This window comes from Planotetraspora mira, from assembly GCF_016863275.1.
Classification (GTDB): Bacteria; Actinomycetota; Actinomycetes; order Streptosporangiales; family Streptosporangiaceae; genus Planotetraspora; species Planotetraspora mira.
Genome location: NZ_BOOO01000051.1, coordinates 15,243 through 37,813 on the forward strand (window position 1 = coordinate 15,243; position 22,571 = coordinate 37,813).

Sequence of the window (22,571 nt, forward strand, 5' to 3'; positions counted from 1 at the left end):
TGCGATGAGGTGACGCACGCGCAAAAAGGGATTTACGCAGGGGCGAGGGTCCTTCGCTGAAGGGGACTTCGGCCCTGTGGGCATCGGGGACATCGGCGGAGCCTTGGACACATGACACGATCTCTGCCCGAGGAATGCGACGTCCTGCTCCGAGACGGTGGCATCGCGCACATCCGCCCCTTGCGCACCTCTGATCGAGACGACCTTCACCGACTGGTCGACAACTCCTCCGAACGCTCCCTCTACCTACGATTCGCCACCGGAGGCACCGCCACAGCCCACGCTTACGTGGAACGGATGACGGGACCCGCGTATCGAGGCCAGGGGCTTGTGGCGACCGTACGCGGCCGGGTGGTCGGCGTCGCGGAATGGATCGGTGACGATGCCGCTGTCCAGGCGGACCTGGGCGTCTTGCTGGACGATGCGACGCATGGGCACGGGCTGGGCACGGTCCTGCTGGAACATCTGGCGCTGAACGCGGCCGAGAACGGGATCAAGGAACTCGCGGCCGACGTCCTCGCCGAGAACAGGCAGGTCATCCAGTTGCTGGAAGACGCGGGGCTGGAGGCGCGACGCCGTTATGTGGACGGCTGGGTCGAGTTCCGGATCTCCACGGAGACGACCGCTCAGCTGTTGACGAAGATCGATGCGCGTGCGCATGAGGCGGAGAGCAACTCTTTGGCCGGTCTGTTCGAGGCCCGCTCGGTCGCGGTGATCGGAGCGAGTCGCGATCCGGGAGGCGTCGGGCACCGCGTGCTGCGAAACCTGGTCGCCGGCGGCTTCCGTGGGCCGATTTATCCGATCAACCCCAAGGCCACCGAAGTGGAGGGCCTGGCCGCCTATCCCGAGCCGGCCGCCGCTCCCGGGCACGTAGAACTGGCCGTGGTGGCCACCCCCGCCGCCGCGGTGCTCGATGTCGCGCGTGACTGTGCGCGGCACGGTGTGCGAAGCCTGGTCGTGGTCAGCTCGGGCTTCGCCGAGGCGGGACACGGCGACCAGGAGGCCGAACTGGTGAAGATCTGCCGTGAGGCGGGGATGCGCCTGGTCGGGCCCAACTGCCTGGGCGTGGTGAACACGGCCGTGTCGCTCAACGCGAGTTTCCTTCCCCGCCAGCCGCCGGCGGGAACGGTGGCCCTGATGTCGCAGTCGGGCGCCGTGGCGGTGGGGTTGATCGACCGAGCGGCCGAGATGAGCCTCGGTATCTCCTCGTTCGCCTCCGTCGGCAACAAGGCCGACGTCAGCGGCAACGACCTGCTCGAATACTGGGAGGACGATCCGTCGACCGGCGTCATCGCCCTGTACCTGGAATCGTTCGGCAACCCACGCAGGTTCGGCCGCATCGCCCGCCGCGTCAGCACCAAGAAACCGATCATCGTCGTCAAGAGCGGTCGGGGGACGGCCGGTGGCCGGGCCGTACGATCCCACACCGCCGCGGCGGCGACACCGGACGCGGCGGTCGACGCGTTGCTGCGAGCCTCAGGCGTGATACGTGAGGGCAGCGTCCAGGACCTGCTCGACACGGCACGGCTGCTCGCTTCGCAACCGCTCCCGCGCGGACGACGAGTCGCGATCGTCGGCAATTCCGGTGGCCCGCAGGCGATGACGGCCGACGCGTGTGAACGACGGGGGCTCGTCGTTCCCGAGCTGTCGGAAGCCACCAGGCAGGCGTTGCGCGCGCGGCTCCGGGCGGCCGCGGCCGTCGGCAACCCCGTTGACATCACCGCTGACGGCGAGGCCGGGGAACTCGCGGACGCCATACGGATCGTGCTGGCCGATCCCGGCATCGACGCCGTGCTGGTGGTCTACACACCGCCGTTCGGTTCAGGGCTGGAGAGAACGCGGGACGCCGTCGCCGCCGCGTCGGAAGGCGTGGACAAGACCGTGCTCGCCTGCGTCCTCGGGCGTGATGGACTCATCGGCTCGAACGTGCCGGCCTATGCCTTTCCCGAGCAGGCCGTCCACGCACTCAGCCGTGCGGTGGACCACGCCACATGGCGCGCACGCCCGCTCGACCCTCCCGTCGAGGTCCCCCCGGTGCACGCCTCGGCCGCACGCCGGATCGTCGAAACCGACCTCGCCGCCCACCCCGAGGGCCGCTGGCTGGACTATTCCACCGCCGCGCGTCTGCTCGACTGCTACGGCATCCGCGTGGCCGACGCCATCTCGGTGGGCGGATCCGAATCGGCCTGCGAGGCGCTCGCGTGGCTGGGGCTGCCGGTGGCGCTCAAGGCGACAGGGCCCGATCTGGTGCACAAGAGCGACGTCGGCGGCGTCCGGGTGAATCTCCGCAGTGTGGAGGAGGTACGGCAGGCCTACCGCGAGATGGCGGAACGGGTCGGACCCGCCATGACCGGCGCACTCGTCCAGCACATGGCCGCCGAAGGCGTCGAAATGATCGTCGGCGGCGTGGCACACGAGACGTTCGGACCTCTGATCATGGTCGGCATGGGGGGAGTGGCCGCCGAGCTTCTGGTCGACCGCGCCTTCCGAGTTCCGCCCATCAGCCGCGCGGAGGCCGGGCGCATGCTCGGCGAACTGCACTGCGCACCCCTGCTCCACGGCTACCGCGGCCGCCCAGAGGTGAAGGTGGAAGCGCTGGAAACGCACATCATCGGGATCGGCCGCCTCATGGACGAGATCCCCGAGATCGCCGAACTCGACCTCAACCCGGTGATCGTCACACCCGGCGGCGCAGTCGCCGTCGATGTCCGCCTACGGTTGGCGCCGGCACCCGCCCGTCCTTCCCCGTTCCGTCGTCGCCTCAGGTGAACGCGCCGTTTCGACCGATCCGAGAGCGTGACACTCATAGAAAGAGGACGTCATGAACGAGCGCACCGCCCCTCCCGTCCTGGAAGAGCTCAGTGCCGAGGAGTGCTTGAAGCTCATCTCTCCCGACGGGGTCGGAAGGATCGGTTTCACCACCCCGTCCGGGCCGGTGGTGCTGCCGGTGAACTACACCATGCACCAGGAGGCGATCCTGTTCCGCACCGCGTTCGACGGACCGATGGACGAGGATCTGAACTCGGGAATCGAAGACCTGGAATTCAAGGTCGCGTTCGAGGTGGACCATATCGACACGGCGACTCGGGAAGGCTGGAGCGTCCTCGTACGGGGACCGGCCCACCGTGTCTCAGCGGAAGACGAGCTCGCCGCCGTACGAGACTCAGCGCCCGAGCCGTGGGCCGGCGGCGAGCGGCGACTGTACATCCGCATCGCGCCCGTGCAGCTCACCGGCCGCCGCATCCGGCATCCCCAAGCTTCCGCGTGACTGACCTCGGGCCGGACGAACCGGCCGCTCACACGCTCGTTGGTTGTAGGTCGTCACCGCTTTCCATCCGTCTACGCGGATGCCGGAGCGCGACGCGCCGACTGGACCTTCCACGGCACTCGGCTCCCCATATGCGGACGTAGAGCCTCCCGGCGCTGGGACCCTCGAGCGGGGTCACACCTGCTTCACCCCATGGGTGACCAGCACGTTGGTCTACTCACTGGGGACCTTGGTCCTCTACCGCGGGCCGCCTCGGCACGGTTAACGTCCTAGGCATGATTCGGGTGTTCCTGGTAGATGATCACGAGGTGGTTCGGCGCGGCATCGCCGCGCTGCTGGAGTCCGAGGACGACATCGAGGTCGTGGGCGAGGCCGGCACCGCGGAATCCGCGATCGCGCGTATCCCGGCGCTCAAGCCCGATGTGGCGGTGCTGGACGTCCGGCTCCCCGATGGCAGTGGGGTGGACGTCTGCCGGGAGGTCCGCTCCCGTGTGCCTGAGCTGGCCTGCCTGATGCTGACCTCGTTCGCCGACGAGGAAGCCCTGTTCAACGCGGTGATGGCAGGTGCCGCCGGATACGTGCTCAAGCAGATCCACGGTTCCGATCTGGTCGGTGCGGTCCGCACGGTCGCGCGCGGCCAGTCCCTGCTCGATCCGGCCACCACGGCCACGATGCTCCAGCGGCTGCGTGACCAGGCCGGTCATAAGGACCCGCTGGCCGCCCTCACAGATCAGGAGAGGCACATCCTGGAGCTGATCGGTGAGGGAATGACCAACCGGCAGATCGGCGAGCGGCTCTTCCTGGCTGAGAAGACCGTGAAGAACTACGTCTCGAACGTGCTGAGCAAGCTCAACATGCAGCGCCGTACTCAGGTCGCCGCGCTCGCGGCACGGCTCAAGGCCGACCGGCCTTCCGGCAAGGGCCACTCGGACGGCGGAAAGGGCAAATGAAGCCGGCCTCACCCCGTGGCGCCGCTGCTACGGCGCATACGTCGGCACCCGCCCTTCGCGAGGAAGAGCGGGTGCCGGTGGACCGAAGCGGCTACTTGAGGATGGGGAAGCGCCGGACCACCCGAGTGTTCCGCCACCATCCGCCGATGCCGAGCGTGTCGCCGGCGTCCGCCAGGGCCAGGGCGACCAGCACGATGGCGTACACGATGTGCTCGTCGACGAACGGGTTCGTCTCCAGCGGCAGCGACGCCGCCCACATGAGCACGAGGAGCAGGCCACCCGTGGCGGCGGTGATGCGCATGCCGGCGCCCAAGACGAGGGCCGTGCCGATGCCCAACAGGCCGATCATGAACAGCCAGTCCACCCACGTCTGCCCGGCCAGATCGGCGAAGAAGCCTCCGAACGCGTGCTCACTGGTTCCCTTGAGGAACCCGGTGGTCGGGCTGCCCCCGTTGATCCAGGCGCGGTCGGACGGTGTGGCGAAGCCCCAGCCGAAGACCTTGTCGAGGAATGCCCAGAGGAAGACCCATCCGACAGTGATGCGCGCGACCGCCCAGGCGTAGTCAGCGGGACGTGTCGTCTGCTGTCCCCGGTCGTGCTTCACCACGGGGGTGTGGGGAGCGGCGTCATGCTGGTGGCGTCCTTCGGTGAGTGCCATGATCGGCCCTTTCAGTGCGGGGGTTCACTGTTTCCGTCTGCTCCAAGCACACCGTTTCGCCGCTCTGCCCGGCAGTGCCGTACGGCTCGGCCCATCCCGCCGGATGTCCCGGGCCGCCTGGGACCTTCGGCACTGCCGCGGTGCCCGGCACTCGCGAAGACCCGTCGAGCACACAGCACAGCTCCCACACGGCTGAACGGCGCTCGGATGCCGAGCCGCGGGCAGATTGTGCCGAAGGACCCTGCGCCTGAGGACCTCCGCCCACACCACAGGCGGTGTGACGGCAGTGGGATGGAAGGGCAAGCCGGCAAGGTGGAGGTGGGACAGATGGGCACACCAGTGCGCAGAGAGCCAAGGGGATTCCTCCCCGACCTCATGGAATTGCTGGAGGCTCCGTTGGCCGGGTTGCGACCGGCGGTGGGGCAGGCGATCCGCTTCGAGGACTACATCGCGGTCGGACGATATGTGTTGCGTGCCGAGCTGCCCGGAGTCGATCCCGAGAGGGACGTCGAGATCACTCTGGCTGATGGGATTCTCACCATCCGCGCCGAGCGTCACCACGAAGAGAAGGACAGGCACCGCACCGAGTTCAGGTACGGCTTCTTCACCCGCTCCGTCGTGCTGCCGCCCGGGGCAGACGAGAAGGACGTCGAAGCTGTCTACGACCAGGGAATCCTCGAGGTCAGCGTCAAGCTCAACGAAAAGAAGCAGGAAGGCAGGCGCATCCTCGTCGGCAGGACGGCTGAGGACAAGGGCGGAATGGCAGGCAAGGGCTGAACCGTTCCGCTCGAGTCCGCGTAGAGCCATAGGGCCCCGGGCCGGCGTCGCAAGGTCCCTTCACGCAGGGGTCGGCGCTCGGCCGGACCGAATGCGGGCGTGAACACCACGAAGCACCGCCCTGTGCTGTGCCTTCGCGTGGGCTGGGTGGGAAACTTCGCGGTATGACGGAGAACGAGCCACGCTCGCTGATCCCGCACATGCGGCTCGACGACCTGTTGGCCGAGTTGCAGGCGCGACTGAACGCGGTACTGGCGTCTCGAGACCGCGTTCATGGGCTGCTGGACGCCGTCGTGTCGGTGGGTAGTGACCTTGATCTGGAGACGGTTCTGCACCGGATCGTCGAGACCGCCATCACCCTCGTCGATGCCAGCTACGGGGCGATGGGGGTGATCGGCGAGGAGAACACGCTCGTTCAGTTCATCCCCGTGGGCTTGACCGAACAGGAGATAGCGAGAATCGCCCACTGGCCGCACGGCCTGGGCCTGCTCGGACTGTTGATCAAGCAACCGCAGACGCTGCGGCTGGCCGACATCTCCCAGCATCCCGAGTCCTACGGGTTTCCGCCGGGCCATCCCCCGATGGGGAGTTTCCTCGGCGTGCCCGTCAGGGTCCGGGACGAGATCTTCGGAAACCTCTACCTCACCGAGAAACGCGGGGGAGGGGAGTTCGACGAAGAGGATGAGGCGATCGTCGTCGCGCTCGCCACCGCGGCCGGCGTCGCCATCGAGAATGCCCGGTTGTATGAGGAGACCCGCCGCCGAGAGAGCTGGCTGAAGGCCTCCTCGGAGATCACCACCGCACTTCTGTCGGGAGCCGAACCGCAGGAGGTGCTCACCTTGGTCGCACGGCGGGCCCGGGAAATGGCCGACGCCGACGCCGTCACGATCCTGCTGCCAGGCGCCGACCGGGAATCCGTCCGTACGGTCAACGAGGACGGCCAGATGGACCGGCAGTACACGGCAGGTGAGATCGCAGGCACGCTGGCCGGCCGGGCCTGTGTCACCGGGGAACCTCTCATGGTCGACGATCCGGCCGAAGGCGACCTCCTGGAGGCCGCGCCTGACCGTTTTCCGGCAGGTCCCCTGGCGGCCGTTCCGCTCGGCGCGGCGGGAGCCGTACGAGGTGTGCTGTCACTGGGCAAACGCTCAGGGCGCATCCCGTTCAGCATGTCTGAGGTGCGAACGCTGCACGCCTTCGCCGGGCAGGCGGCCGTCGCGCTGGAGCTCGCAGACACCCGCAAGGACGCGGAGCGGCTGGGACTGCTGGAGGACCGCGACCGCATCGCCAAGGACCTGCACGATGTCGTCATCCAGCGGCTCTTCGCCGTCGCCATGACGCTCATGAGCACGGTTCGGCTGGTAGAGCGGCCGGAGGCGTCATCGAGGTTGCAGAGCGCGATCGACGAGCTGGACGGGACCATCCGGCAGATCCGCTCGACCATCTTCGCCCTCCAGGCGCCGCGCGATGCGGGTGCTCCGAGTCTGCGGGCACAGATCGTGGAGGTGGTCGAGGGCGCTCGCGGGCATCTGGGCTTCATGCCGGGGCTGAGTATGGAGGGCCAGCTCGACAACGAGGTGTCTCCAGAGCTCGCCGAGCAGGTGCTGGCGGTGCTCCGTGAGGCGCTGTCCAATGTGGTCCGGCATGCCATCGCCCACCGGTCGGACGTGACGGTTCGGGCGGAGGAAGGGTGGCTCACCCTGATCGTGCAGGACGACGGGGTGGGGATCCCGTCCGGAGGGCGGCGCAGCGGCCTGCGCAACCTCGAAGAACGAGCGCACGCGCTGGGCGGCTCATTCGAGGTGGCGCCATTGGCGGCCGGAGGAACCCGGGTCCTGTGGCGGGTGCCGCTGTCCTAGCGCCGGATACGGCGTCCGGAAAGCTGCTTGAGATCCACCACGATGTAGTGGTCCCGGCGGCCTTGAGCCCATGGCGTCAGTGGCAGGCGCGCCAGGGCGGCGGTCTCCGCGGGATCGTCCACCGTCCGCGCGCGTCCCACCGCCGTCACCGACCATCCCGTGCCTGCCCGGGCGTCGTACTCATCGGTCTCGAAGGCGACCACCGCGTTCGCGGCGGCCACCGCGAGTTTCGAATCCCGCGATGTACGGATGACGACCCGTTCGCCGTCGAGATGGAAGTTGACGGGCTGAACTGCGGGGAGGGCGCGGTCGGTGAAGACGATGCGTCCGATGGGCACCGAAGCGAGCAACGCGATGCACTCCTCCGGGGAAAGGATCTGAAGCCCGGCCGAATCTGTTCTCACGCCACCCAGCCTGCCTGAGCGCGCGCGGCGTCGGTAAGGGGCGAAGGTCCCGTGTCACCCCTGTCGCCTGGCGGAAGGGCTCAGCCGATCGTGGCAAACCGTAGGCAGCGTCAGAGCCCTGCCTTGTCGATGGCGCTCTGCAGCGACGCGATGTAGCCCTCGCTGGTGTAGGTGGCGCCGGAGACGCTGTCTATCCGGCCGGATTGAGCGGAAAGCGTCTCCTGATTCAGGATTGGCAGCGCCTGGGTGTTGATCTCGAAGTCCCGGTTGTTGCCGTCGGGCGCCTGCAGCACGTTGACGCCGGTCAGTTTCCCCCCGGAGAGGACTATCTCCACCTGCACGGGCCCCCAGCGGGTATCGGCGATACCGCCGGTGACGACCTTGTCTCCGCTTGTCGCACCCGCGCCGGCGCCCGCGCTCGTCCAGTTCCCCTGGTGTACCGATTCCTTGGCACCCGAAGTGCTCGGACTGTTCGACTTCTTGGGACTGCCATCCCCACTCATGTCCCCGCTCGAGCGGTTGCTCTTGTCTGAGACCGCAGCGGGAGGATCGGCCAACGCCGTGATCTCGTGGGGCTTGAAGGACAACAACAGGACCAGGCCGACGGCGGTGGCGAGCACGGCCAATATCGCTCTGCGCATGGGATTCCTTTAGAACTCGAACGATTCGTGGTGGATGCGGCGGCCCGGTACCCCGGCGGCGCGTAATGCGGATATCACGCTGCCGGTCATGCCGGAGGGGCCGCACACGTAGACGTCATGGTCGCGCAGGCCGGGAATGAGCTCGGTGAGCGTCCGGGGGGCGAAGGGGTCGCCGGTCACGTCGCGGGGGCCGACGCTGTAATGCAGGCCCGCGCCCCGGCGCGCGGCGATCGCCTCAAGCTCCTCGCGGAAGACCAGGTCAGCGGTGGTTCGCGCGCGATAGAGCAGGGTGAGGTCACCGGGACTCGCGGGGATCGACTCGAACAGCGCGCGCATGGGGGTGATGCCCACCCCTCCTGCGATGAGTAGCACCTTGCGGTTCTTGCGGTGGGCCGCGGTGAACGCGCCATAGGGGCCTTCTGCGACGACCTTGGTGCCGGGGCGAAGGCGCGCGAGCTCACGGCTCTGCTCGCCCAGGTCCTTCACGGTGATCCGCAGTGCGTCGCGTCTGGGAGTCGCTGACAGTGAGTACGGGTTGGGGGACCACCACAGTTGCCTGGTGAGGAACCGCCAGCGGAAGTACTGGCCGGGTTCCGCGCGTAGTTGGTCGAGATGCCGCCCTGTGATGTGGACGGAGACGACTCCTGGAGCCTCGCGGACGACGCGGGTGACCCTCAGCCGGTGCCGGAAGGCGTGCCGTACCGGCGTGATGAACCGGTACCAGGCGAGCACCACCGCGACCCCGATGTAGAGGGTGTACCAGGCGGCCTGCGCCGGCCGGTTCCCGATGAACTCGTTGCCCGTGGCCAGCACGTGCCCGAACGCCAGCCATGCCGCCAGATATGTGTAGAAGTGCAGGTGGAACCAGGTCTCGTAGCGCAGCCTCGGCCTGATGGCCCGAGCGGAGACGGCCCCGATCCCGACGAGCAGGAGCACGGCCACCGTCGCCTTGAGCACGTCCGGATAGGACAGGTTCAGCGTGACGGTTTCGCCGACGACGTCCGTGCCGTCGGCCACCGCGTACCCCCAGATGATCAGCAGCGTATGCGCGACGGAGAGCCCTACCACGTAGCGTCCGCCCATGGAGTGCCAGCGGGCGAGTTTGTCGGATCCAACCCCCCGCTCAAGTGCGGGGATCCGGGCCATCAACGCCAGGAGCACGGCGATCACATAGCCGGCGAGAAGCCCGGTGATGCGCCCAGCTCCGGTCAGCCAGCCGTCCAGACCGGAGACGCTGAGCGTGTTCGCCCACCACAGGCCGAGTACGGCGAGCGCCCCCGCATAGACGATCGTCAGGACGACCGCCGGGTTGGCGCGGGCGCCTCCTGAGCGAACGGCCCGGTGCGTACCGGTGGCCGCACTCCCAGTGAAGGTGGTGCTCACGCGATCTCTCCTCTCGTCGCTGTGAGCACTCACCGTGCCAACTGAACCTCTCGTTTCCCTATGTTCCGGGTCATTTGCCAACGGTTCATAGCATTCTCAGAGGCAGCTCAGAGGGTCCGCGTCGAGATTAGGGAGGACCCTGACATCATCATGCGTACGACCTCCGATGGTCTTCCCGACCTGCTTCGCCCAGATGGAACGCCCGTCCGCGTCCTCGTCGTCGACGACGAGCCGGACCTCGTCGAAGTGCTCAGCGCGGTGCTGCGCTACGAGGGCTGGGAGGTGCGCACCGCGGCGGACGGCGCGGCGGCGGTGAGCGCCGCCCGCGAGTTCCACCCCGATGCGGTGCTGCTCGACATCATGCTGCCCGACATCGACGGCCTCGAGGTGCTGCGTCGCCTGCGGGCCGAGGCGCCACATGTGTGCGTGTTGTTCCTGACCGCCAGGGACGCCGTGGAGGACCGCATCGCCGGGATCACCGCGGGCGGCGACGACTACGTGACCAAGCCGTTCAGCCTGGAGGAGGTTCTGGCCCGTCTGCGCGGGCTGCTGCGCCGTGCCGGCAGGGCCCGGGCGACGGAGGGAAACCGGCTGATCGTCGGAGATCTGGTGATGGACGAAGACGCGCGGGAGGTGACCCGCGGCGGCGAGTTGGTGGAACTCACGCCGACCGAGTTCGAGCTGCTGCGCTTTCTCATGCGCAACCCGCGCCGGGTGCTCAGCAAGGCCCAGATCCTCGACCGGGTCTGGTCCTACGACTTCGGCGGCCAGGCCCATGTCGTGGAGCTCTACATCAGCTACCTGCGCAAGAAGATCGATGCGGGACGGTCGTCGCTCATTCACACGGTTCGGGGCGTGGGATACGTCCTCAAGCCATGAGGCCCCGCACCCTCCGGGGCCGCCTGGTGGCCGGCGTGCTCGTGCTGCTCGCGCTCGCCTGCGCGGCGGTCGGCGTGGCCACCTCTCTCGCGTTGGAAAGGTCCCTCCTCGATCGCGTGGACCAGCAGCTGTCGATGACGGTCGGCAAGTTCGCCGCCAGCCTGGAGCACCACATTGAGAACGGCGACCTCGGCGACAGCCGAGGGCAGTCACCCGGCACTCTCGGCGTACGCCTCATGGGCGGGCAGGTGACCGACGCCGCCGTGGTCGTGGCGTCCGGGAACTCCCGTATCAGCTTCCCCGCAGCCGACGCGTCCTGCCTGGCCCGGGTCCCGCTCGACGGTCGCGCCCACACCGTGGATTTGTCGGCTCTCGGCGACTACCGCGTGATCGCCATCGCCGGCGCCGACGGCGACGTGCTGATCAACGGGCTGCCCTTGGCAGGAGACAACGCCACAGTGCACCGCCTCCAGATCATCGAGTCCGTCGTCTTCGCCGCCGTCATGCTCGGCACCGGCGTCGCCGCCACGATCTGGGTACGGCTCTCGCTGCGCCCCCTGCAACGGGTGGCGGGAACGGCCCGGCGCGTCACCGAGCTGCCGTTGGCCAGTGGGGCGGTGGAGCTTCCCGACCCCGTGCCGGACGACGACGCGAGAAGCGAGATAGGGCAGGTCGGCGCGGCATTCAACCGCATGCTCTTCCATGTCGGAGACGCCCTGGCCCGCAGGCACGCGAGCGAGCAGCGGATGCGCACGTTCGCGGCCGACGCCAGCCACGAGCTACGCACCCCGCTCGCCACCGTCAGGGCACACGTCGAGCTGGCTCGCCGGAACACCGGCCCGATGCCGCCACACGTCCAGCACGCGCTGGAGCGGATCGACGCGGAGTCCCTCCGGATGGGTGCACTGGTCGACGACCTGCTGCTGCTGGCCAGGCTTGATGAAGGCAGGCCGCTGGCCCGAGACGAGGTGGACCTGAGCAGGGTGGTCATCGACGCGACGGGTGACGCGCACGTGTCCGCCCCGGATCACCGGTGGCGGCTGGAACTGCCCGAGGAACCGGTGACCGTGGTCGGCGACGCCGACCGGCTCCACCAGGTGGTCGCCAACCTTCTAGGCAACGCCCGTGCCCACACCCCGTCCGGCACCACCGTCACCGTTACCGTCACGGCCGATGTCGCGACGGTTTCCGGCTCCAGCGCGGCGGAGTTGACCATCGCCGACGATGGGCCGGGAATCCCCGATGAGCTGCAGGGGGAGATCTTCGAGCGGTTCGTCCGGGCGGACAAGGCGCGCTCGCGTGCCTCCGGGGGGAGTGGCCTCGGCCTCGCGATCGTCCGGGCGGTCGTGGGGGCCCATAACGGCACGGTCGACATGGACAGCCGGCCCGGCCGCACCGTGTTCCGCGTGGTGCTCCCTCGCTAGCCGATTCCTGTGTCGGCCACCTTCCGTCGGCCTCAGCGCGTGCCGCGGGAGACTTGGAGCTCGACAGGCCGCGCCTAAGCGCGGGGACGCGAGGTGCTGGGGCTGATGGTCGAGAGGCGTTGTGGGCTGGCTGCCACGCCGTACGGGCTGTTGCCGACCGTGACGGTTGCGACGATCTTGAGGGTCTTCGGGTCGATGACCGTGAGGGTGCCCGCTCCCTGCTCTGTGACGTAGATCGCGTTGGACGTGACCGCCATGTTGAACGGGTCGGTGCCCGGGGAGCCCACGGAAACAGTCGCCGAGATGCGGTGACTACGAGTGTCGATCACGGATACGTTGCCCGGGCCGAGAACAGCGACGTAGGCCGACCGGCCGTCCGGCCCTAGCGCCACATCGAAAGGGCCATCGCCGACCGGCACGGTGGCCCTAACCGTGCCGGTACGGACTTCGACAACCGAGACGCTCGCTGCCACCTCATCGGCAATGTAGGCCGACCCGCCGTCCGGGGTGACGGCGACACCCACCGGGGAGCGGCCTGCAGGCAGGTCCCGGACGGCCCGATGTGTACGGGTGTCGATGACGGACACGCTGCCCGACCCGGCGTTGGCCACGTAGGCCGCAGCCCCGTCGGGACTGACGGCCACGCTGACAGGGGAGGTGCCGACCGGGACGGACGCGGCCACGCGGTTGGTTCTGGTGTCGAGCACCGAGACGCTGTTCGAACCGCCGTTGGCAACGTAGAGGAACCTGCCGTCTGGGCTCAGGTCGACACCGCTGGGACTCTTTCCGACCGGCACAGTGCCGACGATCTTGTTGGTTCGGGTGTCAAGCACCGAGACCTCGGCGGATCCGTTGTCGGCGATGTAGACATGCCTGCCGTCCGGGGAGACCGTTACGCCTTCGGGCGCCGAGCCGACCGGCACGGTCGCGACGACCTTGTTCGTTCGGGCATCGATCACGGAGACCGTGTCGTCGAGCTGGTTGGTGACGTACACGTGGCCACTGGCACCCGGGAGGACGATCACGGAGGGAGCCGCCGCCGAGGCCGGACTGGCCGACGCGGTGAGAAGACCGGACGCCAGCAGGAGCCCGATGCCGACCCTCACTACCGGGCGGAGCGCCCCTGTGGGCTGCCGGACAGCAGTGTCGCCCCGGGTCCGCCCATAGGTTCGCCGGAGAATATGCATCTCTCCTCCTGTGCACATCGCGAGAGGTTCGGGTCTGTGGACCGGACCGCCTCTTGCCGGAGACCGGTTCCGGCAGTCAGGTCAGGAGTCCGCGGGCGTAGTAATCTCGGTCGTCGCGCACGCCGGGAAGGGCGAAGAAGTAGCCTCCGCCCCGCGGAGAGATGTAAGGCACCAGTGCTTCGCCTTCCAGCCGGGTCTGCATGGTGATGTAGGTGTTGAGCTCACGCTGGAAGCAGCAGAACGCGTGTCCCAGATCCAGGCCACCCTGTATGTCGAGGGTCCGGTCGTAGTCGTAGCTGCGACGCAGGATGGTGCTGGTCGACGCCGTCTCCGGGGTCTGCGGATTGGCAAGGCGGATGTGCGAGTTCAGTGGGGTGATCAGTCCCTGCGGGTCGTTGGTATAGATGGGATCAAGGAGGTCCGAGGCGTTTTCGTCCATGGCGTACATGGGAGCGCCGCTGGCCTTGCGGCGGCCGAAGATCCGCTCCTGCTGCGTGAGGGGCACTTTCTGCCACGCGTCGAGGTCGAAATGGACGATGCGCAGCACCTGGTAGGTACCGCCTGCCGCCCACGCGGGCTCAGCGGTGTGCGGCTGCACCCAGACCACCTGATTCATCTGGGCGGCGTTGGTGGTGTCGGGGTTGGCGATGCCGTCCTTGAAACCGAACCAGTCCCGCGGGGTACCGATGGGGCGCGGCGGATTGCGCTGGCAGTCGATTCGCCAGCGCGGCCTCATCGCGCTTCCTGTGTGGGCCAGGATGTCCAGCAGCGCGTGCACCGTCGTGTCGCGGTGCCCGGCGCACAGCTGTATCAGCACGTCGCCCTGGGACAGCTCGAGGTTCAGGTCGTCGTGGCGGAAGGGCTGCATGGTGATGAGCTGAACCGGTTTGCGTGCGCCCATTCCGTAGCGGCCGTCGAAGAGGGTCGCGCCGAGGGCGACGGTGACGGTCAGATCGTCCGGTGCGACCTTGGGGCCCAGGATGCCGTCGTCCGGCGGCGCTGATCCAGGGGACGCCTTCGGGGGCATACCGCCCGCAGTGAGGAATCGGGCCCGCCCGGTCAGCGTGCGGAACAACTCCGCGAGTTCTCGGCGGTCAGAGGCAGTCACGTCGAAGGAGACGAAGGACCCGATCGTCTGTGGAGGAGTGGCGATGCCCGCCTGATGGTAGCCGTGGAACGGAATCGCACTCGTGCGCGTGCCCTCGCCGCTCGGCGCGGCGACGTGGGCCGACTCGCCGCCCAGCAGGCTCCTGCCCACCGCGCCGGCGAGGCCGGCAGCGACTGTGCCCTGGAGGAACGACCGCCGCGTAAAGGCGCCCGCCGGACACTCTCCGTCGCTCCATCCGTCTTCTGGGGGCCTTTGGTCAGTCATGGTTTCGCCCTGACCTCTGAGCACCCGACAAAGTTACTTTTCGGGTCATGTTCATCGGCTCGCGCTCTGACTCGATGGGAAACGAGCCTGTCGCCCTTATCAAGCCAAAGGGAACACGCCTCGATCCCGCTTTCGACGTTTGCCGTCCTCGCGGATAGCCCCCGCTTCGAACCCACTCCAGCGGAACTCCCGACATCCATGCTAGCTGCAGGGCGCGGTCGATCTCACGCGCCGTTCGGGCTGTTCAAGGGCCTGTCCACACCCGTACCCGCACGCGATTCCTCCCAGGACACACCGTCCCGAACGATCGGGTGTCCACGAGATGGGATCGCGTCCAGGTTTTAAGGGATTTTTCATTCATTTCTGGGGGAGTCTCAGCGCGGCTCGCGAGGTTCGTTCCATCGAACGAAAGGAGCGGTCTCCATGTTTTCCCGCAGGCTGACCAAGATCGCGATGTCAGGGCCGTCGATTGCTGGAGGTTCATGCGCCGGCGGCGCGGCGCCGCCTCCCCCGTCAGTGTCTTCGCCAGGCTGGTCGGCCCGGATCGCCGAGCAGCCGGTTCGCAGAGCGCCATGTGAGTAAACGTGGCGTGGCGGTGGTCGGGGCCGGTGGGGAGTGCGTGGTTGAGTTGGCCCGGACCACGGGGGTGTCACTCATGAACGTCGGCCTTGGCCTGCCCATCAGCGATCCGCCTCTGCTGCTCGACTGGGCCCGGAGCGCGGACGCCGGTCCGTTCAGCACCCTCGCCCTGCTGGACCGGTTGGTGTACGACAATCCGGAACCGCTCGTGATGCTCGCCGCGCTCGCGGGTGTCACCAGCCGGATCCGCGTGCAGACGGAAGTGCTGCTTGCGCCGCTTCGCGAGCCCGCTCTCATGGCCAAACAGGCCGCCACCCTCGATCGTCTGTCGGGCGGCCGGCTCACACTCGGCATCGGGCTGGGAGGGCGACGGGACGACTACCTGGCTGCGGGAGTCGATTCCCATGGCCGTGGAGCACGCCTCAACGAGATCATGATGGACATGCGCCGTATCTGGTCCGGGGAGCCGTACGGGGAGGAGAGCGGGCCGATCGGGCCGGCGCCCGTACGCGAAGGCGGCCCGGAGATTCTTTTCGGCGCGCTCAAGCCGGCCGCCATCGAGCGCATCGCTCGTTTCGGGGACGGCCTGCTGAGCGCATCGCCGCTGACCGAAATGGACCGGCTCTTCCGTGCCACCGAGCAGGCATGGCGGTCGGCCGGCCGTAGCGGCCGCCCCAAACTGGTCGCCCAGCTCAACGCCGCTCTCGGCCCGGAGCCGACCATCGAAGAGGCACGCGGTCACCTTCACCGTTATTACAGCGGACCCCACTACATGGACATGCCGCCGGATTACACCGAGATGGTCGTGCAGAGGATGCTCACCACCCCTGACGAGGTCCGCGACGCCGTCCAGCAGGTGACGGACGTCGGAGCCGACGAGATCATCTTTTACTGCTGGTCCGTGGACATGGGGCAGATCGACCGCTTCGCCGAGACGCTGGCATAACCGGCCCTTCGGCTCCGTCGCAGCCGGCACCTCACCATCCCTTCAGGACGCGCAGTGTGAGTGATGCGATGGCGACGATGGCGGTTGACCTCCCGGAAGGGGCAGCGCCTTTGAGCGGGCGGTGCCAATGCGATGATGCGAACCCCAGATGCCGAAACGGCGGCGCCGAGCGGGGGCATCGTGATGCGATCAAGGACCTGGTGGACCGATGAAACCTTCCATGGCACAGACGCGGTCGGTCGCCGTCGTCACCGGCGCGGGCAGCGCCGACGGTATCGGTTTCGCCTGCGCACGGCGGCTCGTCGCGGACGGGATGCGCGTAGTGCTGACCTCCACCACGGAGCGCATTCATGAACGCGCTGCCGAATTGCGGGAGCATGGCGCCGAGGCGGCGGGCCTCGCCGCGGACCTCACCGACCCCAGCGCCGCCGGAGAACTGGTCCGCCTGGCCACCGAACGGTACGGCCGGCTGGACGTGCTGATCAACAACGCGGGCATGACCTCGGTGAGCGACCCCGACGACTCGGCAGAAATCGGCCGGATCTCCAACGACCAGTGGCAACGGTCGATCGCCCGCAACCTGGACACCGCGTTCTTCATGACCCGGGCGGCGCTGGAGCCCATGTTGGCCGGCGGCTACGGCCGGATCGTCAATATGGCCTCGGTCTCCGGACCGGTCCTCGCCTTCAGCGGCGACAGCGCCTACCACGCGGCCAAGGCCGGAGTCGTCGGTCTAACCCGCAGCGTGGCGATCGAGGTGGCGAAGCGGGGCGTGACCGTCAACGCGGTGGCTCCCGGGTGGATCGCGACAGGCTCCTCCACCGACCGGGAGCTGATGCTGGGCGCGGCCACACCGTTGGGGCGGTCGGGCACCGCCGAAGAGGTAGCCGGTCTGGTGGCCTTTCTCGCGTCTCCGGAGGCGAGCTACATCACCGGCCAGGTCTTCGTGGTCGACGGCGGGAACTCAATCCAAGAGGAAGGTGCCATCCCCTCTCCGCCATGGTGAGGTACACGCGTCGAGCGGACGGGCACCGATGGCGACACGGCCGGGCCGGCGTTCGGCGCGCGTGGGCAGGATGACGTCGGCGCCGCCGTCATACGGGTGATACAGCCACCGGAGGTCGGGAGGGCTAAGGATCACGCTGTAGATTTCGTCGTCTGCGACCGCTCGCAATATGGCATCGATGATGCGGGGCCGCCATGGTCGTGTCTCGGCATAGAGCTGCGTGTAGATGCGGAAGTCGGGGTCGTCGTCTGGGTCTTCGATGAGGGTCTGCCAGTGCTGTGCTAACGGTGCGACTTCTGACCGCCTGGGCCACTTCGGGGGTGTGGGTGCCGGAGTGTCCGTCCAGTCGGCCGTGATGACCAGGAGTTCTGGGTCCGGATCGAGTTCAGCCAGCGCGGTGTAATGGCGGTCGAGCACGATGGTGTATTCCGCCTCGTTGTCCGGGTAGCGCTTGGATTCCGGAAGGCTGTGGAACCTGATCCAGCGGTCTGGACAGTGACCGCGAAGCCAGTGGCAATGGGCGGGCACTCGGGCCACTGCCGCTCCCAGAGCCGGCTCAGTGCTTGCGGATCGACGACACCAGACACGATCACCACGCTGTTTTAGCCGACGACCTGGCAGACGGGCAAACGACCCGGTCTGGGGCGCAGCCGCCAGGCGGCCACGACGGGTGCTCCGCAAGCGCGAGGCGTGGGAATGATTTCGATCGACCCGAGTTCGCGCGCGACCCGACGTCGTACCACGCACCTAAACTGCCGCCATGCAAACCTCCGTCACCCGTGCTGAGCTGCTTGCTCTGTCCGAGGACATGCGTCGTCAGCTCAGCTTGGCGCTTGCGCCAGACCACGAGATTGTCCCGTTCCTGAAGCGGACCAAAGTTTCTACGCTGAAGAAGCTCTCTCTGACCCGCCGAGAGTCATTGCAGCGGCTCGACGAGTTGGCTTCCTGGTTGCACGTCTACGACCGCGATGATGAGGCGCAAGCGGTCGGGCGGGCTCTGCTGGTGTTTCCATTTCAGGGCGACTACACGCAGTATGGCCCGGTGGAGAGTGTCCTGGCGCTCACTGCGTGGCTCGCGGAGCAGAGCGACGCCGAGCTTGCCGACACCTGCCGGGCGCATATCGTCGGGGCGTACGGGCGCCGTGAGGATTGGTCGGATAGGACGCGGTCCGCCATGGCCAACCGGCTGGGCGGATGGCAGGTCGAGTGGCAGGAGCGCAATCGTGCCAACCATGATCTCAACTACACCCTCGCACAGTTGGGCGAGCTGGCATTTCTGGCGATCTGGAGTGGCTCAGGCACCTGGCCGATGGCAAGGATCCGGCAGGAGTTCGCGGACAAGACGGCTCACCTGCGGCGCCTGAAGAAGATCTGACCTACGAGCAGCGGACGCGATTCGCAAGGAAACCCGCCTTCAGCCGACTGCGCCCGGTGACGACGTAGAGATCATTGCCTCGGCCCAGTACGCTCGCCTTTCGATGAAGACCGCCATGACCCCTGGTGCTGGGGGCGGTCGGAGCTAAGCCACGTGGTCGGGGACCACACGTGCATGCAGCCGAACAACGTGCACGTCACCAAACGTCGTGCATGGCTACCTGAACGCTGTTGAGCTGCAAAAACGCCTACCCCCACTTCCTGGGGGTCAAGGGGTCGCAGGTTCAAATCCTGTCGTCCCGACACTGTTTCGGCAGGTCGGAGCCGTGATCGCGAATAAGCGATCACGGCGTCAGTTGCCGGCAGTCTTCTGCCTGATGTTGCCGCAGGTTGCGATTGCGGCGCCGTCCGCCTGGTAAGGAGCGTCCGACCAGTCGTGCTGGGCGATCTCGGCGGCGAGCTCTCGCGCAATACGACTCAAGACCATGGGTTCCTCCGATCGGAACCGGGGGTGACCACACCGCCACCGCAGACGGCATCCCTCGAATGGAGGATGCCGGGCGCCGTGATGGGCGATGCCGTACGGCTCGCCGTCGCACGACGCTTTGAGCATGGAAGCCATCGAGGTGAGAGAACTCCGCAAGACGTACGGAGGCACGCACGCCGTGGACGGTGTCACGTTCACGGTACGGACCGGCGAGACGTTCGGGCTTGTCGGCCACAACGGGGCAGGCAAGACCACGACCGTCGAGTGCCTGATCGGGCTCAGGCGGCCCGACGGGGGCACGGTCCGGGTGCTCGGCGAGGACCCGGCGCGCAGGCGGCGGGCGCTGGCGCAGCGAGTCGGGGCGCAGTTGCAGGAGAGCTCGCTGCCGGAGCGGATCAAGGTGGCTGAGGCGCTGCGCATGTTCGGCTCCTTCTACAAAAGGGCGGTCGACTGGCGGCAGGTGATGGAACGCTGGGGGCTCAAGCCGCTGGCGCGGAAGGCGTTCGGCGACCTGTCCGGCGGCCAGAAGCAGCGGCTGATGCTCGCGCTCGCCCTAGTCGGCGACCCCGAGGTGGTCGTGCTCGACGAGCTGACCACGGGCCTCGACCCGATCGCGCGTAGGGAGACCTGGCGGCTGGTCAAGGATCTCAAGACGGCGGGCACCACCGTCGTGCTGGTCAGCCACTACTTCGACGAGACCGAGGCGCTCTGCGACCGGGTCGCCGTCCTCGCCCGCGGCCGGGTCAGGGCCATGGGCAGCCCGAGCGAGATCATCGCTGGGACCGGTACCGCCTCTCTGGAAGAGGCCTACTTCGCGCTGGAGGGTGCGGACCGATGAAGGCGTTCACCTCTCTCACAGCCACTGAGCTGCGGCTGCTGCTTCGTGACCCCGCCTCGATGTTCTTCATGATGGCGTTTCCGCTCATGCTGCTGGTGCTGAAGCGTGGCGAGAGCGGCGCCGTACCCGGGTACATCGCGATGATCGCCGCCATCGGCGGGATGGGCGCGCTGCCCGGCGTCGTGGCCTCCTACCGCGAACGCAAGGTGCTCAAGCGGCTGGCCGCCACGCCGATCTCCCCCGTTCTGCTGCTCGCCGGCCAGCTGGTGGCGCAGGTCGTCGCGGCACTGGCGGGGGCGGTGGTGCTGGTGGTCGCCTCGATCGTGGTGTTCGACGTCGAGGCGCCGCGGAACGTGCTTCTGCTGGCCGCCGCCTTCCTGTTGTGCTCGGTGATGGTCTGCTCGCTGGGGTTCGTGATCGCGGCGGTCGTGCGCAACACCAGGGGCGCGAGCCTGATCGGGATGCTGGTCATGTTTCCGATGATCTTCCTGGCTGGTGCGGCCGTGCCCAGGAAGGCACTGCCCGACTCGCTGCGCCAGATCGGCGACTTCCTGCCGCTGACCCCGGGCGTTCAGGCGCTGAGCGACGGGTGGTCCGGCACCGCCGCGGTCTTCCCGATGATGATCCTCGCCGGGATAATCGTGGCTGGCACGGCCGTCGCCGCTGCGCTGTTCCGATGGGAGTAACGACATGAGCATCTGGGAGGCGCGCTGGTCGCGTGCCTTCCATTGGCTCTTCTACGCCTGCCTGGCCCTCGGGTCGATCCTGTCGATCGGCGAGGAAGGCGGCCTCGAGCCGCTGACACTGGGCATCGTCGCGCTGATGGCCCTCTGGCATTGGTTCTTCGTCGTACGACGGCCGGAGCTGATCGGGCGGCTCAACCCGATGGCGTTCCACCTGGTCGTGATCTGCGGGCTCTACGTCGCGCTGGTGGTCGGCGACCGCGCCTTCGACGTGGTGATCTTCGGCCTGATGCCCCAGTCTTACCTCATGCTGGCCGGCCCCTGGTCCTACGCGGGGGCGGTGGCGACGGTCCTGTGCACCTTCGCCGCACGGGGCAGGCTGGACGAACCCGGCGCCCTTTGGGAGCTCACCGGAGCGGCCGGCCTTGTGGTGGCGATCGGGCTGTTCGTGGACTACGTGTCCAGGCAGAGCGCGCAGAACAGAACGGTCGGGGTGCTGGAGGAACGGGCGAGGCTGGCAAGGGAGATCCACGACACCATCGCCCAGGGGCTGAGTGGGATCATCACCCAGCTGGAGGCGGCCGAGCAGGCGATGTCCGACCTGCCCGCCGTACAGAAGCGGATCTCGCTGGCCAAGGAGCTGGCGCGTGACAACCTGCGGGAGGCACGGCGTTCCGTGGACGCGCTGCGGCCGGGGCCGCTGGCCGACGCCCAACTCGACGCGGCGCTCACGGAGGTGGCCGCCCGGTGGTCGCGGACGTCGGGCCTGACGGCGACCGTGTCGGTGGAGGGGACGCGCCGGCCGCTGGCGGGCGAGGTGGGGGCAACGTTGCTGCGGGCGGCGCAGGAAGGGCTGTCCAACGTCGCCAAGCACGCGCGAGCGGGCAGGGTGGCGATCACGCTGACCTACATGGACGACGAAGTGACGCTCGACGTGTTCGACGACGGAGTGGGGTTCGACCCGGCCGCGCGGAGCCAGGGGTACGGGCTGGCCGCCATGCGCGAGCGGGCCGGCGGGGTGGGCGGCACGCTGACGGTGGAGTCCGCTCCGGGGGAAGGGACGGCGCTGTGCCTGCGCATCCCCTCAAGCTGATGATCGTCGACGACCATCCGGTGGTCCGTGACGGGCTGCGCGGCATGTTCGACCACGTGACCGACATCGAGGTCGTGGCGGAGGCGTCCGACGGGTTCGAGGCGCTGGCCATGGCCAGGCGGGCACGCCCGGACGTGGTGCTCATGGACCTGCGCATGCCAGGACTCGACGGGGTGGGCGCGATCGAGCGGCTGCACGCCGACCATCCGGAGATCAAGGTGATCGTTCTGACCACGTACGACACGGACGCGGACGTGATGCGGGCCATGGCCGCCGGGGTCGCGGGTTACCTGCTGAAGGACGCACCACGGGAGGAGTTGCACCGGGCGGTTCGCACGGCCGCCGCCGGAGGAGCGGTCCTGGCCCCGTCGATCGCGTCCGCCATCATCGGCAGGCCCCCTACCCAGGAGCCGAGCCCGCGGGAGGTGGAGGTGCTCCGCCTGGTGGCGCGCGGCGCGGCGAACAAGGAGATCGCCAGGACCCTGCTGATCAGCGAGACGACGGTCAAGACGCATCTCAAGCACGTCTTCGCCAAGCTCGGCGTCGACAGCAGGGCCGCGGCGGTCGTCGTGGCCATGGAACGCGGACTCCTGTGACTCGTCCTGGTCACGCCTGGTCGCGACGTTTCGGTCCCGGGGTTCTCCACGGGCAGGCCGGACCGGATCCAGTCCTCGATCCCGTCGGCGTACAGCAGCACGTCGAGATAGCCGAGCCGCCTCAGCGCGGTGGCGAGATCGGGGCCCCGGGTGCAGACGTGGCGGTC

At 68.1% G+C, this 22,571-nt stretch carries 22 protein-coding genes and 1 tRNA gene; 15 read left to right on the forward strand and 8 right to left on the reverse strand.

The features are described 5' to 3' along the window. Positions 1-111: 111 nt before the first annotated feature. The 3 genes from Pmi06nite_RS38930 (at position 112) to Pmi06nite_RS38940 (ending at position 4,218) form a co-directional block, all read left to right on the forward strand. The gene (locus Pmi06nite_RS38930; protein ID WP_203958265.1) at positions 112-2,769 is read left to right on the forward strand and encodes a bifunctional acetate--CoA ligase family protein/GNAT family N-acetyltransferase; all 2,658 of its coding nucleotides are present in this window, start codon (positions 112-114) and stop codon (positions 2,767-2,769) included. A gap of 52 nt (positions 2,770-2,821) precedes the next feature. Beyond that, complete coding sequence (locus Pmi06nite_RS38935) at positions 2,822-3,268, forward strand: pyridoxamine 5'-phosphate oxidase family protein (protein WP_203958266.1); 447 nt, start codon at positions 2,822-2,824, stop codon at positions 3,266-3,268. 275 nt (positions 3,269-3,543) lie between these two features. Continuing rightward, positions 3,544-4,218 (forward strand): response regulator, encoded by a 675-nt coding sequence (locus tag Pmi06nite_RS38940; RefSeq protein ID WP_203958267.1) that lies wholly within the window; start codon positions 3,544-3,546, stop codon positions 4,216-4,218. A 91-nt stretch (positions 4,219-4,309) separates the two neighbouring features. On the opposite strand, the gene Pmi06nite_RS38945 is transcribed toward Pmi06nite_RS38940, so the two are convergent. Further along, positions 4,310-4,876 carry a DoxX family protein gene (locus Pmi06nite_RS38945; protein WP_239114501.1) on the reverse strand — a complete coding sequence of 189 codons (567 nt, stop codon included), beginning with the start codon at positions 4,874-4,876 and terminating at the stop codon, positions 4,310-4,312. A 327-nt stretch (positions 4,877-5,203) separates the two neighbouring features. Between Pmi06nite_RS38945 and Pmi06nite_RS38950 the strand changes: the two genes are divergently transcribed. Beyond that, the gene (locus Pmi06nite_RS38950; protein ID WP_203958268.1) at positions 5,204-5,653 is read left to right on the forward strand and encodes an Hsp20/alpha crystallin family protein; all 450 of its coding nucleotides are present in this window, start codon (positions 5,204-5,206) and stop codon (positions 5,651-5,653) included. A 164-nt stretch (positions 5,654-5,817) separates the two neighbouring features. Beyond that, the gene (locus Pmi06nite_RS38955; protein WP_203958269.1) at positions 5,818-7,512 is read left to right on the forward strand and encodes a sensor histidine kinase; all 1,695 of its coding nucleotides are present in this window, start codon (positions 5,818-5,820) and stop codon (positions 7,510-7,512) included. Here Pmi06nite_RS38955 and Pmi06nite_RS38960 read toward each other — a convergent pair. The 3 genes from Pmi06nite_RS38960 to Pmi06nite_RS38970 form a co-directional block, all read right to left on the reverse strand. Then, positions 7,509-7,916, reverse strand: a complete 408-nt coding sequence (locus Pmi06nite_RS38960) for a pyridoxamine 5'-phosphate oxidase family protein (RefSeq protein ID WP_203958270.1) — start codon at positions 7,914-7,916, stop codon at positions 7,509-7,511. The genes Pmi06nite_RS38955 and Pmi06nite_RS38960 overlap by 4 nt on opposite strands. 110 nt (positions 7,917-8,026) lie before the next feature. After that, positions 8,027-8,557 (reverse strand): FMN-binding protein, encoded by a 531-nt coding sequence (locus tag Pmi06nite_RS38965; RefSeq protein WP_203958271.1) that lies wholly within the window; start codon positions 8,555-8,557, stop codon positions 8,027-8,029. Positions 8,558-8,566: 9 nt separating this feature from the next. Next, positions 8,567-9,940, reverse strand: coding sequence for a ferredoxin reductase family protein (locus Pmi06nite_RS38970; protein WP_203958272.1), 1,374 nt, complete (start codon positions 9,938-9,940; stop codon positions 8,567-8,569). Between the two features lie 150 nt (positions 9,941-10,090). On the opposite strand from Pmi06nite_RS38970, the gene Pmi06nite_RS38975 reads away from it, so the two are divergent. Continuing rightward, positions 10,091-10,819 (forward strand): response regulator transcription factor, encoded by a 729-nt coding sequence (locus tag Pmi06nite_RS38975; protein ID WP_203958273.1) that lies wholly within the window; start codon positions 10,091-10,093, stop codon positions 10,817-10,819. Further along, the gene (locus Pmi06nite_RS38980) at positions 10,816-12,243 is read left to right on the forward strand and encodes a sensor histidine kinase (protein ID WP_203958274.1); all 1,428 of its coding nucleotides are present in this window, start codon (positions 10,816-10,818) and stop codon (positions 12,241-12,243) included. Before Pmi06nite_RS38975 ends, Pmi06nite_RS38980 begins: the two co-directional genes overlap by 4 nt. A gap of 74 nt (positions 12,244-12,317) precedes the next feature. Here Pmi06nite_RS38980 and Pmi06nite_RS38985 read toward each other — a convergent pair whose 3' ends face one another. Both Pmi06nite_RS38985 and Pmi06nite_RS38990 read right to left on the reverse strand, forming a co-directional pair. Beyond that, positions 12,318-13,349: a YVTN family beta-propeller repeat protein gene (locus Pmi06nite_RS38985; RefSeq protein ID WP_203958275.1), complete on the reverse strand. Its 1,032-nt coding sequence runs from the start codon at positions 13,347-13,349 to the stop codon at positions 12,318-12,320. A 157-nt stretch (positions 13,350-13,506) separates the two neighbouring features. Further along, complete coding sequence (locus tag Pmi06nite_RS38990) at positions 13,507-14,826, reverse strand: Dyp-type peroxidase (protein WP_203958276.1); 1,320 nt, start codon at positions 14,824-14,826, stop codon at positions 13,507-13,509. A gap of 631 nt (positions 14,827-15,457) precedes the next feature. On the opposite strand from Pmi06nite_RS38990, the gene Pmi06nite_RS38995 reads away from it, so the two are divergent. Together Pmi06nite_RS38995 and Pmi06nite_RS39000 are read left to right on the forward strand one after the other, a co-directional pair. Beyond that, a complete protein-coding gene (locus Pmi06nite_RS38995) occupies positions 15,458-16,327 on the forward strand; it encodes an LLM class flavin-dependent oxidoreductase (protein WP_203958277.1) in 870 nt (289 codons plus the stop codon). Between the two features lie 220 nt (positions 16,328-16,547). Further along, complete coding sequence (locus Pmi06nite_RS39000) at positions 16,548-17,333, forward strand: SDR family NAD(P)-dependent oxidoreductase (protein ID WP_203958278.1); 786 nt, start codon at positions 16,548-16,550, stop codon at positions 17,331-17,333. On the opposite strand, the gene Pmi06nite_RS39005 is transcribed toward Pmi06nite_RS39000, so the two are convergent. Then, positions 17,292-17,870, reverse strand: coding sequence for a DUF3885 domain-containing protein (locus tag Pmi06nite_RS39005; RefSeq protein WP_203958279.1), 579 nt, complete (start codon positions 17,868-17,870; stop codon positions 17,292-17,294). The genes Pmi06nite_RS39000 and Pmi06nite_RS39005 overlap by 42 nt on opposite strands. Before the next feature lie 223 nt (positions 17,871-18,093). Between Pmi06nite_RS39005 and Pmi06nite_RS39010 the strand changes: the two genes are divergently transcribed. Together Pmi06nite_RS39010 and Pmi06nite_RS39015 are read left to right on the forward strand one after the other, a co-directional pair. Then, complete coding sequence (locus Pmi06nite_RS39010; RefSeq protein WP_203958280.1) at positions 18,094-18,708, forward strand: DUF6707 family protein; 615 nt, start codon at positions 18,094-18,096, stop codon at positions 18,706-18,708. Between the two features lie 220 nt (positions 18,709-18,928). Further along, a tRNA-Gly gene (locus Pmi06nite_RS39015) sits at positions 18,929-19,010 on the forward strand. Positions 19,011-19,059: 49 nt separating this feature from the next. Here the strand turns inward: Pmi06nite_RS39015 and Pmi06nite_RS42820 are convergent. Next, positions 19,060-19,188 carry a hypothetical protein gene (locus tag Pmi06nite_RS42820; RefSeq protein ID WP_275409651.1) on the reverse strand — a complete coding sequence of 43 codons (129 nt, stop codon included), beginning with the start codon at positions 19,186-19,188 and terminating at the stop codon, positions 19,060-19,062. 130 nt (positions 19,189-19,318) lie between these two features. On the opposite strand from Pmi06nite_RS42820, the gene Pmi06nite_RS39020 reads away from it, so the two are divergent. From Pmi06nite_RS39020 to Pmi06nite_RS39035, 4 genes are read left to right on the forward strand one after another with little or no spacing between them, the layout of a single operon-like run. Then, a complete protein-coding gene (locus Pmi06nite_RS39020) occupies positions 19,319-20,032 on the forward strand; it encodes an ABC transporter ATP-binding protein (RefSeq protein WP_203958281.1) in 714 nt (237 codons plus the stop codon). Beyond that, complete coding sequence (locus Pmi06nite_RS39025) at positions 20,029-20,718, forward strand: ABC transporter permease (RefSeq protein ID WP_203958282.1); 690 nt, start codon at positions 20,029-20,031, stop codon at positions 20,716-20,718. The genes Pmi06nite_RS39020 and Pmi06nite_RS39025 overlap by 4 nt, the downstream gene beginning before the upstream one ends. A 4-nt stretch (positions 20,719-20,722) precedes the next feature. Continuing rightward, positions 20,723-21,808: a sensor histidine kinase gene (locus Pmi06nite_RS39030; protein ID WP_203958283.1), complete on the forward strand. Its 1,086-nt coding sequence runs from the start codon at positions 20,723-20,725 to the stop codon at positions 21,806-21,808. Beyond that, the gene (locus Pmi06nite_RS39035) at positions 21,808-22,404 is read left to right on the forward strand and encodes a response regulator (protein WP_203958318.1); all 597 of its coding nucleotides are present in this window, start codon (positions 21,808-21,810) and stop codon (positions 22,402-22,404) included. The genes Pmi06nite_RS39030 and Pmi06nite_RS39035 overlap by 1 nt, the downstream gene beginning before the upstream one ends. The last annotated feature ends 167 nt before the right edge of the window (positions 22,405-22,571 follow it).